The organism is Pedobacter jeongneungensis, assembly GCF_039538295.1.
In the GTDB taxonomy this organism is placed as follows: Bacteria; Bacteroidota; Bacteroidia; order Sphingobacteriales; family Sphingobacteriaceae; genus Pedobacter; species Pedobacter jeongneungensis.
Genome location: NZ_BAABBY010000003.1, coordinates 490,191 through 517,149 on the forward strand (window position 1 = coordinate 490,191; position 26,959 = coordinate 517,149).

Annotated in this window: 23 protein-coding genes; 13 read left to right on the forward strand and 10 right to left on the reverse strand. The window is 39.9% G+C overall.

Annotation, left to right across the window (positions count from 1 at the left end):
• Positions 1–8 precede the first annotated feature (8 nt).
• The 7 genes from ABD769_RS08040 to ABD769_RS08070 all read left to right on the forward strand — a co-directional run bounded on the left by ABD769_RS08040 (position 9) and on the right by ABD769_RS08070 (position 7,980).
• Positions 9–1,334, forward strand: coding sequence for an inositol-3-phosphate synthase (locus ABD769_RS08040; protein WP_344850893.1), 1,326 nt, complete (start codon positions 9–11; stop codon positions 1,332–1,334).
• Complete coding sequence (locus tag ABD769_RS08045; RefSeq protein WP_344850894.1) at positions 1,334–1,789, forward strand: phosphatidylglycerophosphatase A family protein; 456 nt, start codon at positions 1,334–1,336, stop codon at positions 1,787–1,789. The genes ABD769_RS08040 and ABD769_RS08045 overlap by 1 nt, the downstream gene beginning before the upstream one ends.
• A 5-nt stretch (positions 1,790–1,794) precedes the next feature.
• Positions 1,795–2,169 carry a GtrA family protein gene (locus ABD769_RS08050; RefSeq protein ID WP_344850895.1) on the forward strand — a complete coding sequence of 125 codons (375 nt, stop codon included), beginning with the start codon at positions 1,795–1,797 and terminating at the stop codon, positions 2,167–2,169.
• Positions 2,170–4,713, forward strand: a complete 2,544-nt coding sequence (locus ABD769_RS08055; protein WP_344850896.1) for a DUF5686 and carboxypeptidase-like regulatory domain-containing protein — start codon at positions 2,170–2,172, stop codon at positions 4,711–4,713. It begins immediately after the preceding gene.
• A 10-nt stretch (positions 4,714–4,723) separates the two neighbouring features.
• Entirely contained in the window at positions 4,724–6,013 is a 1,290-nt protein-coding gene (locus tag ABD769_RS08060; RefSeq protein WP_344850897.1) for a DUF4833 domain-containing protein, read from the forward strand.
• Positions 6,014–6,422: 409 nt separating this feature from the next.
• A complete protein-coding gene (locus tag ABD769_RS08065; protein ID WP_344850898.1) occupies positions 6,423–7,043 on the forward strand; it encodes a sterol desaturase family protein in 621 nt (206 codons plus the stop codon).
• A 1-nt stretch (position 7,044) separates the two neighbouring features.
• The gene (locus ABD769_RS08070) at positions 7,045–7,980 is read left to right on the forward strand and encodes a phosphatase PAP2 family protein (RefSeq protein WP_344850899.1); all 936 of its coding nucleotides are present in this window, start codon (positions 7,045–7,047) and stop codon (positions 7,978–7,980) included.
• A gap of 328 nt (positions 7,981–8,308) precedes the next feature.
• Here the strand turns inward: ABD769_RS08070 and ABD769_RS08075 are convergent, their stop codons facing one another.
• The 10 genes from ABD769_RS08075 to ABD769_RS08120 all read right to left on the reverse strand — a co-directional run bounded on the left by ABD769_RS08075 (position 8,309) and on the right by ABD769_RS08120 (position 20,122).
• On the reverse strand, positions 8,309–9,010 hold the full coding sequence (locus ABD769_RS08075; RefSeq protein ID WP_344850900.1) for a hypothetical protein: 702 nt from the start codon (positions 9,008–9,010) through the stop codon (positions 8,309–8,311).
• 1,227 nt (positions 9,011–10,237) lie between these two features.
• Positions 10,238–10,612, reverse strand: a complete 375-nt coding sequence (locus ABD769_RS08080) for a LytR/AlgR family response regulator transcription factor (protein WP_344850901.1) — start codon at positions 10,610–10,612, stop codon at positions 10,238–10,240.
• Between the two features lie 151 nt (positions 10,613–10,763).
• Positions 10,764–12,032, reverse strand: a complete 1,269-nt coding sequence (locus ABD769_RS08085; RefSeq protein WP_344850902.1) for a sensor histidine kinase — start codon at positions 12,030–12,032, stop codon at positions 10,764–10,766.
• The gene (locus ABD769_RS08090; protein WP_344850903.1) at positions 12,016–13,389 is read right to left on the reverse strand and encodes a sigma-54-dependent transcriptional regulator; all 1,374 of its coding nucleotides are present in this window, start codon (positions 13,387–13,389) and stop codon (positions 12,016–12,018) included. The genes ABD769_RS08085 and ABD769_RS08090 overlap by 17 nt, the downstream gene beginning before the upstream one ends.
• Positions 13,390–13,409: 20 nt before the next feature.
• Positions 13,410–14,591 carry an ABC transporter permease gene (locus ABD769_RS08095; protein ID WP_344850904.1) on the reverse strand — a complete coding sequence of 394 codons (1,182 nt, stop codon included), beginning with the start codon at positions 14,589–14,591 and terminating at the stop codon, positions 13,410–13,412.
• 18 nt (positions 14,592–14,609) lie between these two features.
• The gene (locus tag ABD769_RS08100) at positions 14,610–15,842 is read right to left on the reverse strand and encodes an ABC transporter permease (protein WP_344850905.1); all 1,233 of its coding nucleotides are present in this window, start codon (positions 15,840–15,842) and stop codon (positions 14,610–14,612) included.
• A gap of 9 nt (positions 15,843–15,851) precedes the next feature.
• The gene (locus ABD769_RS08105; protein ID WP_344850906.1) at positions 15,852–16,517 is read right to left on the reverse strand and encodes an ABC transporter ATP-binding protein; all 666 of its coding nucleotides are present in this window, start codon (positions 16,515–16,517) and stop codon (positions 15,852–15,854) included.
• Positions 16,518–16,543: 26 nt separating this feature from the next.
• On the reverse strand, positions 16,544–17,998 hold the full coding sequence (locus ABD769_RS08110; protein WP_344850908.1) for a TolC family protein: 1,455 nt from the start codon (positions 17,996–17,998) through the stop codon (positions 16,544–16,546).
• A 10-nt stretch (positions 17,999–18,008) separates the two neighbouring features.
• Complete coding sequence (locus tag ABD769_RS08115) at positions 18,009–19,256, reverse strand: efflux RND transporter periplasmic adaptor subunit (RefSeq protein WP_344850909.1); 1,248 nt, start codon at positions 19,254–19,256, stop codon at positions 18,009–18,011.
• A gap of 287 nt (positions 19,257–19,543) precedes the next feature.
• The gene (locus ABD769_RS08120; protein WP_344850910.1) at positions 19,544–20,122 is read right to left on the reverse strand and encodes a hypothetical protein; all 579 of its coding nucleotides are present in this window, start codon (positions 20,120–20,122) and stop codon (positions 19,544–19,546) included.
• A 653-nt stretch (positions 20,123–20,775) separates the two neighbouring features.
• Here ABD769_RS08120 and ABD769_RS08125 point away from each other — a divergent pair.
• From ABD769_RS08125 to ABD769_RS08150, 6 genes are all read left to right on the forward strand, one after another.
• A complete protein-coding gene (locus tag ABD769_RS08125; RefSeq protein WP_025142680.1) occupies positions 20,776–20,955 on the forward strand; it encodes a hypothetical protein in 180 nt (59 codons plus the stop codon).
• Positions 20,956–21,152: 197 nt separating this feature from the next.
• Positions 21,153–23,906 carry a glycoside hydrolase family 2 protein gene (locus ABD769_RS08130; RefSeq protein WP_344850911.1) on the forward strand — a complete coding sequence of 918 codons (2,754 nt, stop codon included), beginning with the start codon at positions 21,153–21,155 and terminating at the stop codon, positions 23,904–23,906.
• 9 nt (positions 23,907–23,915) lie between these two features.
• The gene (locus ABD769_RS08135) at positions 23,916–25,076 is read left to right on the forward strand and encodes a DUF4185 domain-containing protein (protein WP_344850912.1); all 1,161 of its coding nucleotides are present in this window, start codon (positions 23,916–23,918) and stop codon (positions 25,074–25,076) included.
• Positions 25,077–25,149: 73 nt separating this feature from the next.
• Entirely contained in the window at positions 25,150–25,542 is a 393-nt protein-coding gene (locus ABD769_RS08140; protein ID WP_344850913.1) for a hypothetical protein, read from the forward strand.
• A gap of 93 nt (positions 25,543–25,635) precedes the next feature.
• Complete coding sequence (locus ABD769_RS08145; RefSeq protein WP_344850915.1) at positions 25,636–26,103, forward strand: hypothetical protein; 468 nt, start codon at positions 25,636–25,638, stop codon at positions 26,101–26,103.
• Between the two features lie 482 nt (positions 26,104–26,585).
• On the forward strand, positions 26,586–26,903 hold the full coding sequence (locus tag ABD769_RS08150; protein WP_344850917.1) for a DUF6660 family protein: 318 nt from the start codon (positions 26,586–26,588) through the stop codon (positions 26,901–26,903).
• Positions 26,904–26,959: the final 56 nt, after the last annotated feature.

Genomic DNA, 26,959 nt, shown 5'->3' on the forward strand with positions numbered 1-26,959 from the left:
AGAATAGAATGAAACAACAAGTAAAAGCAGCTGAAGGTAAGCTGGGAATATTAATGCCAGGACTTGGCGCGGTAGCTACTACCATGATTGCCGGCGTTGCTGCAGTTAAAAGAGGTTTATCAAAACCAATCGGTTCGTTAACGCAAATGGGCACCATCCGTTTGGGTAAAAGAACAGAAAAAAACGAACCAAAAATTAAAGATTTTGTACCATTAGCCAATCTTGAAGATTTAGTATTTGGTGGCTGGGATGTGTACGAAGATAACGTGTACGAAGCCGCATTAAATGCCCGTGTATTGGATGCCAACCTGTTACGCGATGTGCGCGAAGAGTTACAGGCCATTAAACCAATGCGTGCCGCTTTTGATAGAAACTACGTAAAAAACCTTGATGGTAAATATGTAAAAGACATCGATAACCGTTACGAACTGGCTTTAGCCGTAATGGAAGATATTAAAAACTTCAAAGCTGAAAACAATTGCGATCGTATTGTACTGGTTTGGTGTGGTTCTACCGAAATTTATTTCGAACCATCTGAAGTGCACGAATCGCTTGCTGCATTTGAGCAAGGCTTAAAAGACAACGATCTTCGCATTGCGCCAAGTATGATTTATGCTTATGCAGCCTTAAAATTAGGCATTCCTTTTGCTAACGGTGCGCCTAACTTAACCGTTGATATTCCTGCTTTGATCGAGCTGGCTAAAGAAACCAATACGCCAATTGCCGGTAAAGATTTCAAAACCGGTCAAACTTTAATGAAAACCATTTTAGCACCAGGTTTAGCGGCCCGTTCGTTAGGTGTAAACGGTTGGTTTTCTGATAATATTTTAGGTAACCGCGATGGTTTGGTATTAGACGATCCGGATAACTTCAAAACCAAAGAAGTATCGAAACTGGGCGTATTGGAAGATATTTTCAAACCAGAAGTTAACCCTGACTTATATGGCGATATGTACCACAAAATCAGGATCAACTACTATCCGCCTCACGGTGATAACAAAGAAAGCTGGGATAACATCGACATTTTTGGTTGGTTGGGCTATAAAATGCAGATCAAAATCAATTTCCTTTGCCGCGACTCTATTTTAGCCGCACCAATTGTACTGGATCTGGCTTTATTTATCGATCTGGCTAAACGTTCAAACCTGTCAGGCATTCAGGAATGGTTATCGTTCTACTTAAAATCGCCGCAAACAATCCCTGGCGTACCAGCTGAGAACGACATTTTTAAACAATTAATGAAGCTTCAGAATACCTTGCGTTACATCATGGGCGAAGAATTGATCACCCATTTAGGTCAGGATTACGAAGAAGAACTGATAGAAACGGTATAGTGATTATCCACAAATTTCTTTCAACGGCCCTGGGAATTGGCTACATCGGCAAAGGTGCAGGTACTTATGCTGCAATAGCAACCTGTATTTGCTGGCACATTTTCCAGGGCCCTTATGTTAACCCATATTTATGGCCGGTGCTTTTCACCATGTTAATCGTGATGATTGGGATCATGAGTGCCGATCGGGTAGAAGAGATTTGGGGAAAAGACCATAACAGGGTAGTAATTGATGAAGTGGCGGGAATGTGCATTACCCTGTTATTTGTGCCTTTAAAATGGCAATATACCCTTATCGGACTTGTTCTTTTCAGGTTTTTTGACATCCTGAAACCCTTTTACATCCGCAAACTGGAAGAACTTCCGGGCGGTTGGGGTGTAATGGCAGATGATATACTGGCAGGGATTTACGCAAATATCATTCTCCAGCTGGTGGTGGTTTTTGATTTTTTTTAAGATACATGCTCACCTTCCTAAAAGCACAGGCATCATCCTTAATGGCATCAGCAACTGATTTTGGTATCACCATTATTGCAGTAAACCTTTTTGGATTGTGGTACCTGGCTGCAAGCATCATCGGAACCATTTCGGGCGGGGTTGTTAATTTTTTGGTCAACCGTAAATGGGTTTTTCAAAGCCGGTCTAAGGAGCTTAAGTGGCAGGTATTCAGGTATATTATAGTATGGGCAGGCAACCTGGCCATCGTTACTGCGGGTGTGTTTATTTTCACCCACTTTTTCAATCTCAATTACGTACTCGCTAAAGTAGTGAGCTCGGTTTTAACCGGCATCAGCTACAATTATATCATGCAAAGGCAGTTTATTTTTACTAGTTAAATGAAACCTATCTATTCATTTTTTTTATTTCCGTTACTCGTTTTTATAGTGCAGGTAAATGCTTTTGCACAAAGAACCGTGGTTTCCGGAACCGTGCGCGATGCCGTAACCAAAGAAACACTGCCCAATGTTTCCGTTTTTTTTAAGGATACCCAAATTGGTACCCAAACCGATATCAATGGAAAATATACAATCGTTTCGCCTAATCCGCAGAGTGAATTAAGTTTCAATTATGTGGGTTATCGTACCGTTTTCAAAAATATTGTAGCTTCTGCTACGCAGGAATTTGATATAGCACTGGTGCCCGATGCCAGGGCTTTGGATGAAGTGGTTATTGTAGGTGGTAAAAAAGTAAGATACCGCAATAAAGATAATCCTGCGGTAGAACTCATCCGTCAGGTAATTGCCCATAAAGATGAAAACCGCATTAAAAGTTACAATACCGTATCGTACAGGGAATATGAGAAGATGTTGTTCAGCCTGAGCAATGTTTCGGATAAATTCAGGAACAAAAGAATGTTCCGGAATTACCAGTTTTTATTTCAGGAGCAGGATTCTACCTTAATTGGCGGGAAAAATCTTTTGCCCGTGTATATTCAGGAGAAACTGGCTGATAATTACCTCAGTAAAAACCCCGAAAAGAATAAAACCATTGTAATTGGCGAAAAACAGGTTCAATTTGACAGCCGTTACATCGATAATAAAGGATTGAAGACTTATTTCGACCGGATGTACCAGGATATTGATATTTATAAAAACAATATTTCGGTGATCAGTAATGAATTTTTAAGCCCGATTGCCGATGGCGCACCGGCTTTTTACAAGTTTTTCATCACCGATACCATCAAAACACAGAAGCCGGAGATTATAGAGCTGTCTTTTACGCCCCGCAATACCGGCGACATGTTATTCGAAGGAAAGATTTATGTTACCAACGATAGCCATTATGCCGTTACAGGTGCTTCCTTTGGGGTAAATAAAAACATCAACCTCAACTTTGTACGCGCACTTAAAATCGACCTTGATTTTGAAGCCAACGATAAAGGTAAATACAGCTTAAGCAAAAGTAATTTGCTGGCCGATTTTGGTATCGGTAAAACCAAAGGCATAGGCTTTACCGGCGAACGTACGGTGACATTTAAAAATTACCAGTTTGATACGGCTTTGCCTGATACTATTTTCCAGGGGAAAAGTACCGTGGTACTCGCTGATGCTGCTAAACGAAACGATCAGTTCTGGGAGAAAAACAGGCTCGATACCATTTCTAAAAACCAGCTGAAAATTTACGGGAATATCGATACACTGCAAAATCTGCCTTCTTTTAAACGCACGATGAAAATCGTGACCCTTTTATTTGCAGGTTATCAGAATTTAGGTCCTTACGAAATTGGTCCCGTAAATACTTTTTACAGTTTTAACAATGTAGAAGGTTTAAGGTTGCGTTTGGGCGGAAGAACTACGCCGGAGCTGAGCAAACGTTACTATTTCGAAAATTATGTAGCTTATGGTATTAAAGATGAAAAATGGAAGTTTTTTCTTTCAGGTACCTATTCACTGAACAATAAATCGATCTACGAATTTCCACAGAATTACATCAGGGCAAGTTTTCAACGCGATACCAAAATCCCCGGTCAGGAGCTGCAATTTGTGCAGGAAGACAATTTTTTACTATCCTTTAAAAGAGGGGTGAATGATATGTTGCTCTATAACGATTTTTACCGTCTGGATTATGTAAAAGAGTTCGAAAATCACTTTTCTTATAATCTGGGTTTTAAAAAATGGAGTCAAACGCCGGCTGGCGGATTAAACTATTTAAATTCGGATAATCAACTGGTTAACAGACTTACCACCAGTGAGGTTTCGCTACAGTTAAGATATGCCCCAAATGAGAAATTTTACCAGGGGAAAATTTACCGTGTACCCATTGCCGATCGTTATCCGGTATTTACCTTACGTTATACTGCGGGTTTAAAAGGTGTTTTGGGCGGCGAATACAATTACCATAACTTTTTGGGAAGCATAGATAAACGCTTTTACTTATCGCAGCTCGGCTATAGCGATGTAACTGTTGAGGGCAGCTATATTGCCGGAAAAGTGCCTTTCCCGTTATTGGATATACACCGGGCAAACCAAACTTACGCTTATCAGCTCAACTCATACAACCTGATGAACTTTCTGGAGTTTGTGAGCGATCATTATGTGAGCATTAACATAGATCATAATTTTAACGGCTTCTTTTTTAATAAAGTGCCTTTGCTTAAGCGCTTAAAATTAAGGGAAGTGGTATCATTTAAAGCTTTATACGGGGGTTTGCGGAATGAAAACAATCCAAATTATCAAACTGGTTTATATCAGCTACCGATTTATGAAAATGGTGCGCAAAGGACTTATGCCTTGGGTAATCAACCTTACATGGAAGGCAGTGTTGGGGTAGGCAATATATTTAAACTGTTAAGGGTCGATCTGGTTAGGCGTTTCAATTACCTCAATAATCCGGAGGTTTCGGAATGGGGAATCAGGGCAAGGGTAAAATTTGATTTTTAAAAAATATGCAATGGAAAGAAAATTAAGGGACAGCCTTCAGCAGGGCATATATAAAGTAATTAATCCTTTTGTAAAGGGATTGATTAAAATAGGTTTAACGCCAAATGCCGTAACCACTATAGGTTTAATCCTGAATATCGGTGTGGCCGTAATTTTTGTGCTGGGTGCTGAAAAATCAAACCGTGGCGATATGTCGTACATTGGCTGGGGCGGGGCATTGGTACTTTTTGCAGGGTTGTTCGATATGCTCGATGGTCAGGTGGCGCGCTTAGGCAATATGAGTTCCAAATTTGGTGCTTTGTACGATTCGGTACTCGATCGTTATAGCGAAATGATCATGTTTTTGGGTATCTGTTATTACCTCGTAGCACATCATTATTTCTTGAGTTCATTGTTTGCCTTTATCGCGCTGATCGGTTCGATGATGGTGAGTTATACCCGTGCAAGGGCCGAAGGTTTGGGGGTAGAGTGTAAAGGTGGTTTAATGCAGCGGCCAGAGCGTGTGGTAACCATCGGTGTTTTTGCCATTGCCTGTGGTATCGCCGGGCATTTTATCGGTGGCAATTATAAGGTGTACGTACCGGGCATTTCGTTCCATGTTTTCGAAACCATGTCGGTTTTTACCATGCCCATTACCATCATGGCTTTATTAACCAATATTACCGCGGTTAAACGTTTACAGGAGGCTAAAAAAGGACTCGAGGCACAAGAATTTAACGAAAGGAAAGGCAATAACAAGGCCGCATTAATCGCCGGACTGGTTTTGCTGACGAGTTTAGGTAGTGCACTTCCTTTTAATGCAAATGCACAGGGAAGTGATCCATCGCCGATTACTTTTCCAACGCCGAAAGACATTAGCAATCAGCTTTTTTACCTGCAACGAGATCCGAATACCAATACCATTATCTGCCAGTTAAATGTAGATAAACATGGCGTAGTAAATAAAGAGCAGCCTGTAAATGTGTTCTGGATGCGTTACGGCGATAATGGCGAAAAAAAAGATTTAAGTTACATTCAGCGGAAGTTTGCCTATGGCATTATTAGCAAAGATCTGGGCAATGGTAATTTCGAACTTAGGTTTACTTCGCACAAAAAATTACCAATGTATTTGAATAAATCTGCCGCAGACAAGAAATACCATGTTTTTGCGACGATTAACAATAAAAAAATGCAGCTGGAACGGATATTCCTGCGGATTGAAGGCGGAACGTTTTGGTTCCCGAATGTAAAATATGTAGAAATAAGAGGGGTTGATGCAGCGGAACCATCAAAGGTGTTGATTGAAAGGATTAAGGTTTAGTGGAGGGGCGGTTGGCGTTGGGCGTTCCCACTCAATCCGTTATTGCGAGAAGCGGGTTCCCCTCGAACCGTCATTTCGAGCGGAGTGCAACGAAGCCGAGAAATCTACCTTGAGATAGATCTCTCCGTTTCGCTCCCGATGAAAAATCGGTAGTTTCAGTTGAGATGACGAACGAAGGGAAGATAGTTAAATGTCAGTCTGAGCGAAGTCGAAGACCTTCACTGCATTCAGAATGACAAATTCGTCATTTCGGGCAGAGTGCAACGAAGCCGAGAAATCTACCTTGAGATAGATCTCTCCGTTTCGCTCCCGATGAAAAATCGGTAGCTTCAGTCGAGATGACGAACGAATGGAAGATAGTTAAATGTCAGTCTGAACGGAGTTGAAGACTAAAAAAATAATTTACCAGATGAAAAAGAATTTTGTTTCAAATTCTACTGCATCCATCAGGATGTTTAAAAATGACTTTTTAGAGAGCTTATCTAAAGTGCAATTTTATGTGCCGTTAATTGTTTATGTTCCTGTTATTGGTTTCCTTTTTTGGAAAGCACTGGCAGAAATACAGATGCCAGTGCTAAATTTTGCAGGCTGGTTTCTGCTTGGCCTGGCCATCTGGACCATTACCGAATACATCCTGCATCGTTATGTTTTCCATTTCGAGCCAGATGCGGAGTGGGGCAAAAAGATCCATTTTATTTTCCATGGCGTACACCACGATTACCCCAATGATGCGAAACGCCTGGTTATGCCGCCTTCGGCCAGTATTCCAATGGCTTTAGGATTTTATTTTCTCTTCGACTGGATATTGCCTGCAAACACCGTTTATCCGTTTTTCTCCGGATTTATGATCGGTTACCTATTTTATGATATGGTGCATTATGCCCTTCATCATGCCAATTTTAAAAGTGGTTTCTGGAAAAAATTAAAACAGCACCACATGCTTCACCATTATTCCGATTCGACAAAAGGCTATGGGGTAAGCTGGACTTTCTGGGACCATATTTTCAGGTCGAATTTTGATAAAAAATAACATGCAGCAGGAAGTTTTGCTTAAAAACAGTTTTTATAATATTCGGAATATTTATCTGACAGTTGCTATATCTCTTGGATATCTGTTGTTGTCAGCCTTGCTGGTGGGTTTTAAAACCGATCAGCTCGTGTTGATTTTTATTTTTAACAGCCTTTTTTATATTTCTGCAGGAACAAGGCGTTTCATTCTGGGTTTCTCAATTTTTATCGTGTATTGGATCCTTTTTGATTACATGAAGGCTTTCCCGAATTACCTGTTTACCGAGGTTCATATCAAAGATTTGTACGGACTGGAGAAAAGTATTTTCGGCATCAATTATAACGGAATAAAACTCACACCAAACGAATACTGGAAACTAAATAGTCACTCATTTTTGGATGTACTTACCGGCCTTTTCTACCTGATGTGGGTACCGGTTCCCCTGGCTTTTGCAACTTATCTTTTCTTTAAAAACAAGGAACAATTCGTCCGGTTTTCCCTCACTTTTGTTTGGGTAAATTTATTAGGTTTTGTGGTTTATTATGCATTCCCTGCAGCACCGCCCTGGTATGTACAGCAGCATGGATTTGAATTTATAGCCAAAACTCCTGGTAATACAGCAGGCCTGGCCAGGTTCGATCATTATTTTAACATTAATCTTTTTCAGGGGATCTATAGCAAAGGTTCTAATGTTTTTGCTGCGATGCCTTCGCTTCATTCTTCCTATCCGGTAATCGTTACCTATTATGGTTTGAAAAACAGGTTAGGCAAGATTAATTTTTTCTTTTTGGTTGTGATGATCGGAATCTGGTTTTCGGCAGTTTATACCAGTCACCACTATACGCTGGATGTATTGGCGGGAATCAGTTGCGCAACGATTGGAATTATCAGTTTTAATTACCTTGTTAAAAATACCAGGCTGAAAGTGTTTATTGAACGCTTTGTTAAAAAGATATAATACTTTTTATTATTGCGAATTCAGCATCCTTACTATCTTCATTTCGAGCGGAGTGTAGCGAAGCCGAGAACCACGTAAGTGCTCAGCGAAGCTAAATCTGCCTCTAGATAGATAAATCTCTCCCCGCCTGTACAAACGGGCTGGCCACTGCGTTTCGGTCGAGATGACTTTTTCTCAATAAACTGTTAGATTATTAAGTCTAATCTTAATGTTCTTAACTTCTTAATGGTCAATTATGCTTTGTGCATTCATGGCTGGATAATGGGAGATATAAGCATGTTTTGATCATTTACAGATGAGACCCCATGATTAAGGTATGTACGAAATTCTACGAGCCCACTTTCAGATAAACATTAGGTTGATTTACGGTTTCTTCATTACCACGAACGGCCATAGTATGATGTGCCTTTGCAAAATAATAAAACTCAACGCTTGCTATCAGGATCAGGGTATAGCCAAAAAGTTCTAAAGATTCTTCCGAAACATTCTTCACATCACGGGTATATTGCGCTTCCATTACCGCCATCCAGAACACCTTTCTTCCATATAAACGTGCAAAAATATAGGTTGTAAATATGCCCGACAGGAGTATGCCAAAAGAGAACTTAGAAACAAAATCGTTCATGTTCGACAGGAAAACAGCTCTCTTCCTGTATATTAAAATTGCGGCCAGTATCAATAAACTAAAGGCAGCTGTTTGCCAGGCACCGTCGTAAATGTGCTCATCTAAAAGTGCATCCTGTTCTCTGATTAGCGAAGCAAATGTAAAGGCAAACAAACCAAAGGACAGCGGAAACATCGATTTGTATTTAAATGAAACACGCAGGTAAATTAACGAGCAGGTTAACAGGATCATGCTTTGAACCGCTTCTACCATAGAATCTTCCGTAAATTTGCTTTGTCCTGTTTCATGCTTAACGTTCCATTTTAAGAATTCGGCAGCGATGTAAACAATTGCTCCATATACAATAAATCTGATAATGGCTGTTTTGAAGCCTTTTGTGCTGGGTTTTATAGTTTTCTTTAACATCTTTAATACAATTTATGCTTTGCTGGAACGCAATCAGACCGCACCGTTTACACCTATCTGAATAGCGTAAAAGCGAGAGCAAAAATCGTTTTCTAAGCAGTGTCTTAAAAGGTCAAAAACTCCTATAAATTAGTCAAAATGTACGAATAGGGCATGTTTACAATAAGATGGCAATTAGGATGTAAGATGGGAAATGTATGAGAGGTATGGAAGTCCGGAAGACCGATGTCCGAAGATAATTAGCCCACATCAATGGCAATTTTTTCTTAATGATCTCAACTTCATAATGGTAAATAGTCCCGAAGTCTGAAGACCGATGTCCGAAGATAATTAGCCCACATCAAAAGCTAATTTTTCTTAATGATCTCAACTTCTTAAAGGTAAATATTCCAGAAGGCCGAAGACCGATGTCCGAAGAAAATTAGCCCCATCAAAAGCTATTTTTCTTAATGATCTCAACTTCTTAATGGTAAATAGTCCGGAAGACCGATGTCCGATCACCAGGATTTAATATTTCGCAGGTAAACATTTCGAACCGGGCCAAATACCACTTAACTTTTGTGTACCACTTAACCTAACAGGCGACCAGCGCATAAGACAGGCAAAAACAGGCAACGGAAATTAAACAGGCATTTAGTTTGCATTAAATATGGTACAATTCAACATTATCTTGAAAAAGATAAGCTTAATAGGGACAAAAGGCCGCGGATGCGGCCTTTTTTATGCGTTATAGTAAAAAAATCTTATTGGAATGTTACTGTTTCTGATCAGCAGGGGTATGGAATTTTAACCTGAATGAGGAAAAAATTCCCCACTTTTTTCCTTGAAGAGGAGAGAAAATGATCGCGTTTTAATATTTTGAAAATATTTTATTGCCAATACTGCTTTAAAGAATATGTTTGGTACTGTACCAGATCTGAATTAAATAAAAAGAGGGTACTTAGTATATCCCTGTACTTTTCCCCTCTTTTTGCAATAACTGGTACTATCTTAAAAAGATAATGTAGAAATAAAGAGTCATCCCTTACTCATTTGATTTCAACAGCTAACGCCTGATGATCAACGCTCTTAATGATCTGCTACAAACTTACTTCAAGGTTGATTATGATAAAATGAACAATAGTTAAATAGGTAGTTTTACTCCATGAAAGGGTAAAATACTTCGGTGAAGGATTTGGTTTTTTGCTACAGGGGCTATACAAACCAGATTGTGACAGGCGCAGTTTTTTATTGGGTTTTGGAAATTAACTGGTTTACCGCGTCATGAAACGTTCTGAAATCAAGTGGTTTAACCAATAATTTATCGCCATTTACCAGATCGCTGATGGCGTATGTACTGTGCGAACTGATGTACACAATAAATTTTACACGGTTTCTGAGCATCCGGGCAATGTCGAATCCGGAAACATCCATTTCAATATCTAAAAAAAGAAAGTCGATCTCTTGATAATGCTTAAAAGCGGCCATTGCATCTACCGGACTTGTAAAGCTCCCTTTTAGTTCCAGGCTTTCCACATTGGAAATGTAACGCTCCATAATCTTGATAAAAATGGCTTCGTCATCCAGGATTACACAACTATATGTTACGTTTGCGGTATTCATATCCTATTCCTTTAATATGCAGGAGAAATCTGTAAATGCAGTTACCAGAAATTTTGGAGCTAAAGAACTGATTTTCCGTCACGTTAATTTATGAAATAATCATCAGAATATAAACTGATTATCCATTTAAGTTTTTAAAAGAAAACCCTGGTCAAGGCATTAGTTTAATTTCAAATTGGGTATCATTTGGTTTTACCGTTTTTAATGAAAATTCAAAACCATGGTTTAACAAAATCTCACGCACAAGGGTAAGCCCAATGCCCTGACCATCTTTTTTGGTGCTAAAAAAAGGACTGAACAATTGTTCGGTATCTTGCTGCGAAATGCCTTTCCCGGTGTCCGAAATGGTTAGTGTTTGTTGCGACTGATCTAAGGTAATTGTTATCAAGCCTGTATCTCCGATAGCTTCAATAGCATTTTTAACAATATTAATCAGTGCCTGTTCCATCTGTTCTACATCAGCAAAGATAAAATATGGGGCGTTGTGCAGTTCTGTCGTAATGGCGATGTTTTTTTCATTTGCGGGATAATACATTAACTCAGATACCGATCTGATCAGCGCTATAAGGTCTGTTTTCTTTCGGTTTGCTTCCGGCAGTTTAACGAGGTCGGCAAAATTGCGCATAAAAACATTAAGGTTCTGGTTACGGTCTATGGCTACTTTCATCGCGTTTTTCAGGGGTAAATCACCCGCATCTAACCAAAGGTGTTGTTGTGAGAGTGCTGTATTAATAATGGAATTTACCGGACCAACAGTATTGTTTACTTCGTGTGCCATCATCCTGATCACTTTACTGTAAACACCTTTTTCCGCAGCAAAAATCTCTGCAGTTACTTCTTCTAGCATGATAAAAATACGCTCAAAACCACGATCAATAAACCTTGATTTCTGAATTTTGTAAGTATGCAATCCATTGGTGCGTAATGTTTTAGAACTGCCGGTTTTCATGCCCTGAAGCTGGTTTTCGAGCAAATCAGGATTATCGGCCAGTATTTCGGTTGCCTTGGGGTTAATCTGCTTGATCTGTCCGTCATAATCCAGTATAATGATGCCTGTTGGCGAAGTTTGCACCAGTTTTTCGAGGAAAAAATGCTGTTCCTGCTGTTTGGTACGTTCTGTTCGCAATTCGTCGATCATCCGGTTGTACACATCAACCAGTTCGTCAACTTCTTTTTTTCCGGTGAGCAGAAATTTAACATTAAAATCTTTATCCTTTATGGCTGAAATACCCTGCCTCAAATAGGTGAGGGGTGCAATTAACTGTTTGTATAAACTAAGCGAAATGATAATCGAAATGATGATAAAAACTTCTGTAAGCAGGAAAATGAGCTTATTTTCTTTAAAAATAAAATAGCTCATCACCAGGCAGGTAAGGTGTAATATTGCTAAGAAAAGGATATACTTAGTCTTCAGTTTCATTAAAAGGAATTTGATATTTTTCCAGCCTGCGGTATAAGGCGTTTCTGGTAATGCCCAAAGATGCTGCGGCTCTGGTAATCCGGTTTTTATGAAAATTCATGGCTTGTTTAACCATTTCGGCCTCCATTTGATCTAAAGTCATGGTGCCCACGCCCGGGAGTTTTACTTTTTCATTTTTTTGTGGCGATAAATTTAACTGCGACTGGAAATCATCAATGCCCAGTTCGTTTTTGCTGCTGATTAATACCGTACGCTCTACCAGGTTTTTTAACTGCCTGATGTTGCCGGGCAAAGGCAGTTGTTGCAGCCAGCGCATGGCTTGTGGCGATATCGATAAATCAGGACGGTTGTAAATCTCTTTCATATTTTTAATAAAGAAATTAACCAGCAGGGGAATATCTGATGCCCGTTCTCTTAAGGCTGGCAGATGGATGGTAATTAAATTAATCCGGTACAATAAATCTTCCCTGAACAGGCCCGACGCCACCATCTCGTTCAGGTTTTTATTGGTAGCACAAACTACACGGGTATCCACAGTTTTGGTTCGGCTGCTGCCTAAAACCTCATAGGTCCGGTCTTGTAAAACCCTTAACAGTTTCACCTGACTTGAGGCTTCCAGATCGCCGATTTCATCTAAAAATATCGTTCCCTTATTGGCCATTTCAAAACGTCCTGTTCTATCAAAACGGGCATCGGTAAATGCACCACGCACATGGCCAAACATTTCGCTCTCAAAAAGCGACGACGAAATACCACCGAGATTTACTTTAACAAATGGTTTGTTCAGGCGGTTACTATTCTCGTGGATGGCTTCAGCAATCAGTTCTTTACCTGTGCCGCTTTCGCCTGTAATGAGGACGGAGGCGTTGGTAGAAGCTACGCGTCCGATGGTTTCCAAAATAGATAACAGTCCCGGGGCTTCACCAATAATCTGTTTAAAATGGTACTTTTTATCGAGTTCTTTTCTGCTCGCGGATGTGGCTTTCTTACCGTTGAGTTGTAGCAACGTATCAACCGATTGCAGCACATAATCATTATTCCAGGGTTTGTTGATGAAATCGTTGGCACCGAGTTTCATGCCCTGTACCGCCAATTCTATACTGGCCCAGCCTGTAATTAAAACCACAGGTAAGGCGGCATCATAAGCCCTTATTTTTTTGAGCAGCTGCATGCCTTCTTTTCCTGAAGTGCCAATAGAAAAGTTCAGATCCAGTACAACAAGCTCAGGCTTCCGGGTTTGAACCACCTCAAAAGCCTGAACCGGACTATCTGCAGTAACGATTTCATTTCCAGTGCTTTTTAAAAGAAGTGAAAGTGACGTTCTTACCGCTATATCGTCATCAACAATTAATATCATACGCGAAGTTAAGATAAGTATTATTCTTCATGCAATGCAATAGCAGGGTGGATGCCTGCCGCCTGTTTGCCAGGGTATAAAGAGCAGAATAAAACCAGCAGATAGATAAATAATACAGAGAGCAACATGGCAATAATATAAACGCTTGCAGGGATGTTGAAAACGCTTAGCAACGGAAACTGAATGGCAAAGAAACAACCCGCAATTAACGACATGGTTGCCAGTATCATCGCTTCGAGCACAAGCTGGTAAGATACCGAGCGACCGCTTGCACCAATGGCCCTCCGCAAACCAATTTCACCTTTTCTTTTATTGATATTGTACCATAAAACGCCAAATAAGCCCAAAGCCACATTAATAATTAAAAAAGTAGCGATAATGATAAAAATGACCATCGGAATAATGGTGACTTCATTTTTAGAATCCCGCATTTGATCGAGATGTTTGATTTCGACAGCATTCTTTACCGAAGTTGCCATAAATTTATACAACTGGCTTTCGAAGTTTGCATCAGCACCGTCTTTCACCCTGATCAAAATGTTATGGGTGTTTCTGTAATAGCCAGAATCCAGCTGAACAAACATCGCCTTACCGGCAGGCGCAAAATCTCCATTGGATTTAACATCCTGAACCACACCTATTACTTTCATTTTTTCTTTGTCGTCGTAATCGCCTATTAATTTACCCGTAGCTTTTGTATTCCCAAATATTGCTTTTTTAAGGGTTTCGTTAATGATGATGTTTTTATTTTTGCCAACAAGGTCTTCAGGCAGAAACCACCTTCCTTCCAATAACGAAACATTCCATACTTTTTTGTAATCCGTGCCGACAACAAAATGGCTCACCATCGTAATTTTTTCCCCGTTTTGGGTTAAGCCTGTGCTCATAAAACTATCTGAATAAGGAAAATTTCCACTCGAAAAGGTAACTTCCTCAACTTGGGGCATTGATTTTAGTGATTTGTTAAGGTTCTCATAAAAAATGGCCAAAGAATCCCTATTTTTCGTCAATTCGCCATTTTCATAGGAAATAGACCAAACTTTTTTATAATCAAATCCCAGCGGCTCACTGTAGTTCTGATAATAATAGGTAAGGAAAGAAAAAACCGAAAATATCACCAGGAAAGAGACCAGGATTTCGGAAAGAAACAGAAAATTCTGCTTCCTTTTGTTCCATATTAATTTAAATAAGTGTTTAAACATAATAATATCTTTTAGTGGTTATTGGGCTTTTAGAGCCTTAACAATATTTAATTTTGACATTCGCCAGGCAGGGTAAACTCCGGAAAGCATGCCGAAAAATACGCAGGCAATCAGGCTATAGCACAATACGGTAAAATTCATGCTCAAACGCATATTCGACACTATATTGGCATCGTTAATTAGAAAAATAACGATAACAGAAAGGATTAAACCTATAATGGCCCCTAAAAAGGTGAGGATAAGGTTTTCGATAATAAACTGATAAACAAGTGTTTTAGATGAGGCACCGAATGCTTTGCGTACCCCAATTTCTGATGAGCGTTCCATAATCCTGGTGATATTAATGTTAACCAGGTTGATGGTGGGTAGCAACAAAAACAACAGTACAAAAAGACTGATGATCGAAACGGCTTTGGTCAATCCATCGTTTGTACCATCTCCCGCAATCCTTCTGGTCATGCTGGCAAAATAAGGATCTGCGTTGCAGTAGAGCCTGTCAAAATCTTTAGGGATAGGAACTTTTTTAATCATCAGATCGTATTCCTTTTTCATTTTTGGTAAATCTGCTTCGCTTTTAGCCAATAAAACGGCACCGAAGCCACCCATTAAATCGGTATTTTTGTAATCTTTAGATAGGGTATAGGGTATATACATATCGGCACAAAAATTCTGTAATGTTTTAGAAACGTTGGCAACTACGCCGATTACTCTGTAATTGATATTATCGGCAGAGATGGATTTCCCGATTACATTTTCTTCATCACCGAAATAATCTTTTTTGGTTTCTTCCGAGATCACGGCCACCAGTTCGGCATTATCAATTTCACGTTGCTGGAAAGCTTTGCCCGCTAAAAATTTATACTCCAGTATATTCCAGAAATCAGCATTGGTGTATTTGTATTCGATAACCAGTTTTTTATTATTCACATAAGCGTTTGAGGCTTTTGCAGAACTTGAAATACCGATTTTATTAACTGTTTTAAGCTTAGAAACATAATGATCCAAAAAGTAATAGGAAACATCACTTCTATTCATCCAACCTTCTTTAGAATTTTTAAATTCCATGGTAGTTACATAAAGCGAATGGTTTCTTTTATAATCGGGGTAATCGGGACTTAAAACTTTATCCATAAAAGCAGTTGCCACCATTAAAATGGTAAGTGTAAAGCTAATCCCGAACAGGCTGATGAAGGTGAAGAACTTTCTCCGCTTCAATACAGCTATGGCTATTTTAAAGTAGTTTTTTAACATAATTCAGGCTTATTGAACTTGTGAACCATCAAATAAACGCACCAAACGATGGGTTTTATGGGCCATACTTTCATCGTGTGTAACCATTACAATGGTGGTACCCTCATTTTTATTCAGGTTAATAAGGATATCCATAATTTCGTTCCCCATGGCACTATCCAGGTTACCTGTAGGTTCATCGGCCAAAATAATCTGCGGATTGCCTACAATGGCCCTTGCAATGGCTACACGCTGCCGCTGACCTCCTGAAAGTTGCGTAGGAAAATGTTTTAAACGGTTACTCAATCCAACTTTCTCTAAAGCTGCGGTGGCAAGTATTTTACGTTCTTTAGCTGATGAGTTACGGTATAATAAGGGTAGTTCTACATTATCCAGCACCCTTAAATCGTTAATGAGGTGATAGCTTTGAAAAATAAAACCCAGTTTCTGGTTTCTGAATTTTGCCAGTTTCTGATCTGAAAACCGGCTGATATCCTGCTCATCAATTTTAATATTCCCTTTAGAAGGTTCATCCAGCAAACCCATAATGTTAAGGAGCGTACTTTTGCCACAACCCGATGGACCCATAATGGAAAGGAATTCACCTTTGGCAACATCCAGGCTGATCCCATTGATGGCAAGTGTTTCTACCGTATCCGTCCGGTAAACTTTTTCAATGTTTTTTAAGCGTATCATAATGTATAATTAGTAATTAAGATTTATTAATAAGTGATTTTTTTGTTTTTTTCGAAATCGTAAAGCGACAGGTAACGGAGTTGATAATAGGCGCCCCAGAAATCGCGGAGGGATGAAACATAATCTCGTTTGGCCCTGTCGTTTTCCTGAAACGCAATACTGAGATCGGTGATGCTTAAATTGCCCAGTACATAGCGCTCACTGGCTATTTTGTATTTTTCAGCAGCAATTTTTTCGGCTTCATCTGTTAACTTTATTTGTTCTTTCATCATATTAAAAAGCGTTACCTGTGTTACAATCTGTTGCTTAAAAGTTTGTTTATCCTGCTCAACGGCATAAGTGGTAAACTGTTCGTTGGCCTGGGCCGTTTTGGTACGCGATTTCGACCTTCCCCAATCCATTACCGGAATAGAAAGCTGTAACTCTACTGATTGCTGGTTTTTTGGCGAACGGTAAATATCAAAAGCACTGTTTGCCGCGTTAGAGAAACCCAGATTGGCCCTCAAAGTGGCCGTAAGGCCGTTTTCGCCTTTAGCTTTTGCAACATCTCTTTTTGCTTCGGCCAAGCGGCGGATAAAGGCAATGGCTTCTGATCGGTTTTCGAAAGCTTCAGCCAATACTTTTTCGGCAACTACCGTCATTTGCGCCACTACCGAAGGCATATCCAGTTTAATCCTGTCGTTACCTTCAATACCGATGTAACTCCGTAAGTTCAGGGTTGCAATTTCTACGTCGCGTTTGGCTGTGCCTACTGCTTTCTGTGCATTTAAAACTTCTAACTGGAGTTGTAAAATCTCATTTTTTGAAATCTTACCCAGCTCGAATTTGGTACCGGCAATGGTTAAAATGCGTTTGGTATTGGTGTAGTTTACATCGGCAATGTTCAGGTTTACCTGTGCGAGCAATAAATCGAAAAAATACTCCGTAACCGTAATGGAAATCTTTTCCTGCGTTTCTATAAAAACCTGTTTACTTTCGTTAAATTTTAAAGGTTCTATTTTCTTGTCCCATTTTAAACTGTTAAACTGGAGCAGGGGCTGTGTATAGCCGATTCCGTAGGGGATACCATTGTATAACACGCTTTTCCTGTCGAAATCATCAAAGCGCTGTAACTGAGTGGTGCCATAAATGGTTCCGCCGGTGGCTGCAATACTTTGACTAAAGTTTAGCGTGAGCGAGGAGTTATCATAATGTACCGGCTGAAAAAGTATGGTTCCGTTGGGTTGTTGCACTTGCGTATAGGTTTTGGTATAACCTGGCAAAACGCCCTGTAGAGCCAGTTGCGGCTGGTAATTGGATTTAAACGTGCGCCATTCCCAGTATTTGGTTTCTTTAACGGTGATGGCCTGCTTGGCGGCAATAGAATTTGCCTTCGCCATTTCTACCACCTGCTGTAAGGTTAACTGCAAGGTATCTGCCTTTTGAAAGGAGAAACCTTTAACACTAAATGTTGCCAATAAACCCATGAGTAAAAATTTCATTCGCATAATCTTAATTACTGATGGTAATGGTTTTCGTGTTTTTATAATCGCCCATGTCTGAAGTGATTACCTCATCGCCAGCTTTTAATCCGCTCAGAATTTCTACGTAATCGAAATTGCTCAATCCGGTTTTAACAGAGCGGCGTTCGGCAACTCCGTTTTTAAGCACAAACACTTCCTGCAGGTTCGAGCCATTAAATGCCGGACCATTAGCCAGCCGCAAAACCCCGTTTCTGGTGGCCGTAACTAAAAAAACATCAACTTTTTGGTTTGGCCTCAGTTCTTTGCTGTCTTTTTCGTTCAGCTGGATATCGAAAGAAACAATGGCATTGTTTACCGCCGGAGATATATTTACCACTGATCCGCGTAACTGCGTATTGCCGATGCGGATAATGGCAGTCATATTGTTGTGGATTTTATCCAGCAGGTTATCAGACATGCTTCCGGCAACCTTAAACCCACTTAAATCGGCAATCCTTACTAAAGCATCGCCCTCATGCACACTGGAACCAATGTTTTTATTTACCCAGGTAATTACCCCGGGCCGGGTAGCAATTACATCTGCCAGGTCGAGTTTGCGTTTTAAGGCATCAAGGTCTTTGCGTTGGATGGCCAGCGAGATTTCGGCTTCCCTGATTTCGATTTTCATGGTTTGCTGCTTGCTCCTGATTTCATTTTCCAGCTGAAGTTTTTCCAGTTCGGCAACTTTCAGGTTCAGTTCGGCTGCTTCTACATCTTCTTTGGTTCCGCCACCCGCTTTTAATAACCTTTTTGCTGAAGAAACGGCATCATTAAGGTTGCTGATCCGCAATTGTTTAATGCTGTTATTTGATTTGATATCGAAAAAACTTTTCTCCAGGTCGAGTTTCAGTTTACGGATCTCATTTTCCTTCGATTCCATCTGGAACTGGAGTTTGCCGTATTCTGTTTCGCTTACCGATTTATCGAGTGATAAGATCGATTGCCCCTTTTTTACCTTATTGCCTGCATCCATCAGCACGTTTTTTATCGATGCGTTAATCGGACTGGTTAAAACTTCTTCAAATTCAGGGAGTACTTCGCCGGTTGCGTTAATTGTATTTTCGATAATACCGGTTTCTACCTTTGCGGTGGTAAAATCGGCCAGGGTTAAAGATGGTTTAAAAAAGAACCTGACAAACCAGATGGCGACTGCAAAAGCAATGATAATAATGAAAATAAGGAGGTAGGTTTTTTTCTTCCTTTTCGAAGAAACTTCTTCTTCAATGAGTTTGTCCATTTAAAATAGTTTACACCTGGTTTTACAATAGCGATGCCATTGTTAAATGTTTATTTATCAGCGTTTTATATTTTATTAGGAAATTAAAAATGCCCGATATCGAACAAGTTGTTTGTAATCGGACGTAAAAGGAAGGAAGGTTACTTCATCCAATGAAAAATTGGCTTCGCAATGAAGATCTTTTGCAGCTTGTCGACAATTTAATGCCTAATCGTTCAGGCCATTAAAAACAAAAAACTCCAACAGCTTTAGCTATTGGAGTTTTTTATATCCTGAAAAGGAAAATATTATTTATTCAGTTGTACCAGCGTTTGGGTAGCCTGGTTTTCTAAAGTCCTGTCTACATTTGGCAAACGCATTTTTGCGATGTTGTTTTCTACATTTAAAGATGGGTTTTCTGCTTTTGCAAGTGCAGCAATATCTCTGGTGGTGCTTGATAACATTTTAAGTGATAACAAGAATAAACGGTTATCGTATTCTGTAGTTGCACGCTCGCTGTAATCATGCTGAACTTTATCCAACAATACCAGTTTATCGGTAATCTGATCCAGTACCTCTTCAGAAAGTTCTAAACCCTGGATACCAATAACGCGGTTATTTTTAACTAAATATTCCAGTCCGTTAAAGGTAATGATGGTTAAATCATTTCTGTTGATAATGTATTCAGCTTTTGAAGCATTGCCACTCTTACGGCTCCTTTTTTGTGCGCTTAATCTTTCAATTACAGCGTTACCATTTACTTTATCAACGTTTTCAAAAGGAGTTACGTGTTTGCTGGAATTTTGTTGAGCCATCAACATTATTGATGATGAAGAAAGTAAGGCAGTTAAAAGAAGTGCAAAAGAAGTTTGTTTGGCAATTTTCATGGCGCAAAGATAAAATAAGAAAATGTATTTTTGAACTTTTTGTATGTTTAATATTACAGTTTTAGATTAATTTTGAAATTATTTTGATGATATAAATCAACAAATTGGTTTAATCTTGTATTTTTAGTTAGTAATTAATGGCTTAAAAGTGTTCTTCTATATAAAATTCACTCATTTATCCTTCCCGAACCGATGTTAAATGCATCGCTTTTAATGTAATCTTAACACCAGCTTTACATGCCGTTTTTACTTTTGCGGTGTAAAATATTTGGTTAGTATTATTACAGGTTTAGTTAGTTGATAAGAAGAGGCCCCAACGGATGTTGCGGCCTTTTTAGTTAATGATTTGGGCAAACAAAATAAACGTTTACGCGTTTCAATCATACATTGAGCCAAATCCCGTTTTACATGAGATATTTCTCTTTATTAATTCATATAATAAAAGCTTTATTTATGGCAAAATCAGGGGAAATTTAATCCGGTAGGACAAAAATGACCAATAGTTGCAATAAATTACTCAAAAAAACGTCTTTATTGGGCTGTAACAGCTGATTGTAAATAAAATGATTAGTTTTGCGGCCTGCTTATTGTTGAGCAGAGCGTATAAAAATTGAAATATGGATGGTCTGTCATCCTGGTAACAAAAAAACATTATGGACAAATTTAAAGAAGTACAAAATCTGATCGCTTCAGTTGAGGCAGATGTAACCAAGTTTTATGATGGTGGAAATGCTGCTGCAGGTACACGTGTACGTAAAGCAATGCAGGATCTTAAAGTTTTAGCTCAGGATATCAGAGCTGAAGTAACAGAGAAAAAAAATAGCGCGAAATAATTAAATTATTGCGTTTTGGGAAAACGAGAGCCTTCAGCCTTACAGCTGGAGGCTTTTTAGTTTTGTGATTTTCGAACCGGCTATTGTATCAAAGTAGTTAACTGGCTTTACCTCAGCATAAATTCCGTTATCTTGTAAACGCCATATTTAAAAGCCTGAAAAGGCGGTTAAATTTTAACGCTAATGCCAGATATACCATGATCAAAAGATTACTCCCATTACTTTTATTATTAGTTTTTTATAAGGGTTTCTCGCAGGAAACTACCAGAATTTACCTTTCCGGAACGGATAAAGACCATACTAAACAATGGGATTTTTACTGTACTGCTGGACGTAAAAGTGGGGTTTGGACTAAAATCCCGGTACCCTCCAACTGGGAATTGCAAGGTTTTGGAAGTTACAATTATGGGCATGACAAGGATAAAGCTAAAGAGCAGGGCATTTACCGCCACGAGTTTGCAACAGGTAAAATAACCGGGAAGAAAGTATTTATCGTGTTTGAAGGTGCTATGACGGATACTAAGGTTACCATTAACGGAAAACTTGCAGGAGATGTGCATCAGGGCGGATTTTACCGCTTCAAATATGACATTACAAAGCTTTTAAAACCTGAAGGAAAGAATTTGCTGGAAGTTACGGTAGATAAGATGTCGGCCAATGCCTCTATCAATAATGCGGAAAGGAAAAGCGATTTTTGGGTTTTCGGTGGCATATTCAGGCCTGTTTACCTGGAAACCGTTCCTGATAAATTTATAGAAAGGCTTGCAATAGATGCAAAAGCAGATGGTTCGTTTCGGGTTGATGTGTATGGACAAAATTTAAGTGCAAACGATATAATTGAAGCCCAGGTAAAGAAATTGAATGGCGAAAATTTGGGTAAACCGTTTTCGGTAAAAGTTAATCTGCAGGATAGCACCCAAAAGCTACAATCCGGCTTTTCGCACCCCTTATTATGGAGTTCGGAGTTTCCGAATCTGTACCAGGTGGTGGTTAAGGTTAAAAATAAGCAAAAGCTTGTTCATCAGGTAAAGCAGAAATTTGGTTTCCGTACGCTGGAAGTACGCAACGGTGATGGTTTTTATGTCAACGGTGCTAAAATACTTTTAAAAGGGGTTAACCGCCACAGTTTCTGGCCCGAAACCGGACGTACATTAAGTCCTGCAGTACATTTGATGGATGTGCGGTTAATGAAAGAGATGAATATGAATGCTGTGCGGATGTCGCATTATCCTCCCGACGCCGAATTTTTAGATGTTTGCGATTCGTTAGGGCTTTATGTGATTAATGAATTAACGGGCTGGCAGGCTAAATACGATAATCCGACCGGGCACCGGCTGGTAAAAGAACTGGTGATCAGGGATGTGAACCACCCCTCCATTATTTTTTGGGCCAATGGCAATGAAGGTGGATTTAATACCGATCTCGATAACGATTATGCCCTTTACGATCCTCAGAAACGGACTGTAATCCATCCCTGGGAAAAATTTAACGGAACAGATACCAAACATTATCCGGATTACAATTACATGGTAAAAGCAGCCACATCGGGAAAAGAAGTTTTCTTCCCGACAGAATTTATGCATGCCCTTTACGATGGTGGTGCTGGTGCGGCTTTAGATGATTTCTGGAACCAGATGTTGATTCATCCACACGGTGCAGGTGGTTTTATCTGGGCACTGGTTGATGAAAATGTAATCAGGACAGACAAAAACGGTATTTACGATGGCGATGGTAACCATGCACCGGATGGAATTGTTGGCCCTCACCGCGAAAAAGAAGGCAGTTTTTATGCCATAAAAGAAATATGGTCGCCGGTTTTTGTCGATCTTCCAAAAATTGATGAAAAATTTAAGGGTAAAATCCCGATTGCCAACAGGTTCGCTTTCACCGGCCTCGATAAATGTACCTTTAAATGGAAACTGGTAAATTTTCCGGGCGCGAAAGATGCCTCAACAAAGGCAATTATCACTGCAACAGGATCTGCTGCATCAAACCTTAAACCTGGCACAAAAGGTACGCTCGATTTGCCTTTACCACAATCATGGTCGCAGAGCGATGCTTTGTATTTAACGGTTTATGGTCCCGATCAGAAAGAAATATTTACCTGGAGCTGGCCGGTAAAAACGGCTCAACTGATGGTCGCAAAACAAGAAAATACTATACCTGCTGCTGTTGTAAAAGCGGAAGAAACCGATGGATCACTTTTGGTTAAACAGGATGGCAATACTTATTATTTTAACAAAGCAACTGGTTATCTGGAGAAAGTAGCTAAACCCAGTGCTACCATTTCTTTATCAAATGGCCCATTGCTGGCAGGTGTAAATACCACCTTGAAAAATTTCAGCTTTAAAGCCGGGGGACAAAAATACATTGTCGAGTCAGATTATCAGGGCGCAGGTAATTTACATGCAAAGTGGACATTTGAACCCGGAAAACCGGTAAAACTTGAATATGAATTTAGCCAGCAGGGCGATGCCGACTTTATGGGCATTACGTTCAATTACCCGGAAGAGAAAATCACCGGGATAAAATACCTTGGCCGTGGTCCGTACCGTGTTTGGAAAAACAGGTTAAAAGGCCCGCAATTTGGCGTTTGGCAAAAAGATTATAACAATTCGATCACTGGCGAAACATGGGGATATCCTGAATTTAAAGGTTATCATGCAGAAGTAAACTGGGTAGTGGTAGAAAATAAGGAAGCGCCCTTTACTGTCTATATTCCCGATCAGGATACTTATTTGCAAATGTACCGCCCCGCACGCGAAGCTGCTGCATTAAGCAATAACAATGTAGAACCTGCATTCCCCGAAGGCAATATAGGTTTTTTAAAGGGCATCAGTGCCATAGGTACCAAGTTTCAACCGGCTTTAGTGATGGGGCCTCAAAGTCAGAAGAACAAAACAGATGGTAAAACTTTCAGCGGAACTTTATTCTTCGATTTTGTTCATTAAAAGCACCTAATGAAAAGTATTGGATTTATTTTTTTGTTTAGCTTACTTGCTTACGCACCGGTACAGGCACAGCAACTTGACAGCATCAAATTTAACGTGACCGCCGCTCCCGAATGGACAAACCTGTTTTATAGATCGGAAGGCTGGTTTGGTGGCGATGGCATTTACAGTATTCCGCTGAACGGGCAGGAAGCATCTCCGCCAAAGGCAAAAAAGACACTGTTTATTTTTAGCGATAGCATGATCGGGAAGGTAACCGGTGGCAAAATGCAGCCTGGTGCTAAAATGATCCATAATGCTGCTGCGGTTTTAACTGGAAATGAACCTGACCCTAAGAAAATGAGCTTCAGCTGGAAAAACGCTGATCAAAAACCCGAATCTATATTTTCTCCCAAAACTCCCTTAACCAATGTAGGTGATTATTACTGGCTCGGCGATGGTTTTGTAAATCAGGAACTGGATAATGCTATATTTATTTTCGGTTACCGGATTAAAAGTACTGGTAGTGGGGCTTTCGGCTTTGCTGAAGTGGGAAATACGCTGATTAAAATTAAGGCCAGCGAGGCTTTACCTTTTCAAAATTATGAACAAAAAGATACGCCTTTTTACCTCGACGAAAATGGTGAAACAGGCTCTTTTGGTGCAGGCATTTATGTAAACACAAAACAGGCGGGCCAGGCTAATGCCGATGGATACATTTATGTGTACGGTACATTCGGGAAAACTAAAAAACTGCTGGTGGCAAGGGTGTTACCTGCAGCATTTGAAAACTATGATAAATGGAACTATTGGGACGGGAAAAACTGGCAGGCTGATATTAAAAAATCTGTTGCGGTAACCGATCAGGTTTCTAATGAACTCAGTCTTTCGCAACTGCCCGACGGACGGTATGCATTAATTTTTCAGCAAAGTGGCATTGGGAAATACGTTTGTATGCAGCTTGGCAAAACACCTTATGGCCCTTTTGGTAGGGTAATTAAGCTTTGGGATACTTCTGAAGCCATTGTACTGAAATCTTTTTTTACCTACAACGCTAAGGCACATCCGGGTTTATCAAAAAAAGGAGAGTTGCTCATTAGTTATAATGTAAATTCTTTCGATTTTTTAAAGGATTTACAAACTCACCCCAATCTTTACCGGCCGAGGTTTATCAGGGTAAAGTTCGAGTAGGCTTGTCATCCTGAGCGTAACTACGGATCTGTTAGGGACGTACAACTACCATTAAATGCATACCTGTGTTAGTTTGATACTTGCAGTAGACAGTTTGATACTTGCAGTTAACAACATGATACTGGCAGTAAGCAATTTGATACTTGCAGTTAACAACATGATACCCGCCATCGGTAGGTTTAGGTTTGCGTATGGTAACATTTCTTTCGCAATCGATAGTTATAAACTTGCAGTTAAAAACATTAAACTTTTCATTGACAACATTATACTGTCAGCTTGTAGGTTTATCGGATCAGGCGAAAGTTATAAACTTTCCATCGGTAGTTTTAAACTTGCAGTTGATAACATTATACTTTCCGATGGCAGATCTATTGTTGCAGTTCGCAACTTTATCGGAGGGGTAGGTTACTTTATATGTGCAGTTAACAGTTTGATGTATGCAGGTGTTAGTTTGATGCTAGTTTGAATTTTTAATTAATTGCCAGTCTTTACAAGGCAAGCGAGTTATTGGTATAGTTAAAATTATTTTCTTATTTTTAAACTAGTTAATGCTCACCCGATGAAAAACCCAACCATCCAGGATCAATTTTACCTGCAAATTCAAAATGAAATAGATAGAATAGAAGGTAAAGCAAATACTTATATTGGCTTTTTTTACCTGATAAGGATTACTCAAATCCTTCTTGCAGGCTTAATCACAGTTATTTCAGGCTCAAAGAATCCGCAATATTTTTGTGAGGATATTATTCTTATTTTAGGCGCTGTATTAACAATAATTACATCTGTTGATACACTGTTCCAGGTAGATGCCAAAAAAAATACCTATAAATTACTATTGTTCGATTTCAGGGCAATCCGCGCGGAATTTGTAAATGAATATCTTCAAAATGATGGTGTAGTAACAAACGGGTTTAAAGCCGACCTTTTTAAAAAATATGAAAGGGCCAATGCCTACGCACGCGATTTAATTGGAAGTGATAAGAAAGCAAATCGTAATAGTGGTATGGAGCCAGATCCAATACAGTAATTTGCTTAAGATTTCCTGATTAATCCTATGAAAACCGGGGAGGGCCTTGCGCTCAGGCTTGGATCTGCTCTGCGCCGCCTAAGGGCGCTTACTTTTGGCTTGATCCAAAAGTAACAAAAGATCAAGGCTTGGATCCTTTCTTGTAAAAAGCTACTGAAATCTTTATTGCGGCAGTATCCAGGCTCTTACCCTTGCTTTTGCCCACCGCTCCCGCTTGATCCTGCCTTGGGGGGTGGGGTTATGAGTGGCTAGTGCAAAGATTTCCGTGCTTTTTCCTGCGAAAATCTCCTATGCCGGATGGCAGGGGGCCGATAGCATGATGCATACATTATCGTGCACTGGCATTGTATAAAACCCTGAGGGGAGCTCCCCTCCTAAAGGAGGGGCTGGGGGAGGTAGAAAGGTGCCGGTAGGCGGATGGGGGAACGTTCTCCGCCCGACGCTCTCCGATTTTCCCACAAAATTCATTACATTTGCTCCCAATGAAATACTTTGTGCTTTTATTTTCCCTTTACCTGATTCTTCTGGGCGTTACGCCTTGCCAGGATAGGGATGATATGGCTACAAGCGCTCAGTTCGAAACTGTTGTTCACCGCGATGCGGCCAAAGGCGATCATGCCGGTGGCGAAATGTGTCCGCCGTTCTGCAGCTGTGCCTGCTGTTCTGTTGCGCAACATTTTCCTCTTGAAAAAACAACTGCATTGATCGTTCCTGTTTTTCAGCAGGTATATCCGGGCTTTTATTGCTCTGATCTGAAAAAACAGTCTGTTGATGTCTGGCAACCGCCAAAACTCGTTTAATCAGATTTTCTTACATGTCTCGTCCATGAATTTTAGCATGTGCTACACATTAAAAG

Coding starts and splice junctions, on each gene's coding strand:
- ABD769_RS08135 (WP_344850912.1), top strand. CDS start 23,916: ATGAAAAGTATTGGATTTATTTTTTTGTTTAGCTTACTTGCTTACGCA.
- ABD769_RS08085 (WP_344850902.1), bottom strand. CDS start 12,032: ATGAAACTGAAGACTAAGTATATCCTTTTCTTAGCAATATTACACCTT.
- ABD769_RS08060 (WP_344850897.1), top strand. CDS start 4,724: ATGGAAAGAAAATTAAGGGACAGCCTTCAGCAGGGCATATATAAAGTA.
- ABD769_RS08055 (WP_344850896.1), top strand. CDS start 2,170: ATGAAACCTATCTATTCATTTTTTTTATTTCCGTTACTCGTTTTTATA.
- ABD769_RS08090 (WP_344850903.1), bottom strand. CDS start 13,389: ATGATATTAATTGTTGATGACGATATAGCGGTAAGAACGTCACTTTCA.
- ABD769_RS08145 (WP_344850915.1), top strand. CDS start 25,636: ATGAAAAACCCAACCATCCAGGATCAATTTTACCTGCAAATTCAAAAT.
- ABD769_RS08120 (WP_344850910.1), bottom strand. CDS start 20,122: ATGAAAATTGCCAAACAAACTTCTTTTGCACTTCTTTTAACTGCCTTA.
- ABD769_RS08110 (WP_344850908.1), bottom strand. CDS start 17,998: ATGAAATTTTTACTCATGGGTTTATTGGCAACATTTAGTGTTAAAGGT.
- ABD769_RS08150 (WP_344850917.1), top strand. CDS start 26,586: ATGAAATACTTTGTGCTTTTATTTTCCCTTTACCTGATTCTTCTGGGC.
- ABD769_RS08115 (WP_344850909.1), bottom strand. CDS start 19,256: ATGGACAAACTCATTGAAGAAGAAGTTTCTTCGAAAAGGAAGAAAAAA.
- ABD769_RS08065 (WP_344850898.1), top strand. CDS start 6,423: ATGAAAAAGAATTTTGTTTCAAATTCTACTGCATCCATCAGGATGTTT.
- ABD769_RS08075 (WP_344850900.1), bottom strand. CDS start 9,010: ATGTTAAAGAAAACTATAAAACCCAGCACAAAAGGCTTCAAAACAGCC.
- ABD769_RS08050 (WP_344850895.1), top strand. CDS start 1,795: ATGCTCACCTTCCTAAAAGCACAGGCATCATCCTTAATGGCATCAGCA.
- ABD769_RS08040 (WP_344850893.1), top strand. CDS start 9: ATGAAACAACAAGTAAAAGCAGCTGAAGGTAAGCTGGGAATATTAATG.
- ABD769_RS08095 (WP_344850904.1), bottom strand. CDS start 14,591: ATGTTTAAACACTTATTTAAATTAATATGGAACAAAAGGAAGCAGAAT.
- ABD769_RS08125 (WP_025142680.1), top strand. CDS start 20,776: ATGGACAAATTTAAAGAAGTACAAAATCTGATCGCTTCAGTTGAGGCA.
- ABD769_RS08070 (WP_344850899.1), top strand. CDS start 7,045: ATGCAGCAGGAAGTTTTGCTTAAAAACAGTTTTTATAATATTCGGAAT.
- ABD769_RS08130 (WP_344850911.1), top strand. CDS start 21,153: ATGATCAAAAGATTACTCCCATTACTTTTATTATTAGTTTTTTATAAG.
- ABD769_RS08105 (WP_344850906.1), bottom strand. CDS start 16,517: ATGATACGCTTAAAAAACATTGAAAAAGTTTACCGGACGGATACGGTA.
- ABD769_RS08100 (WP_344850905.1), bottom strand. CDS start 15,842: ATGTTAAAAAACTACTTTAAAATAGCCATAGCTGTATTGAAGCGGAGA.
- ABD769_RS08080 (WP_344850901.1), bottom strand. CDS start 10,612: ATGAATACCGCAAACGTAACATATAGTTGTGTAATCCTGGATGACGAA.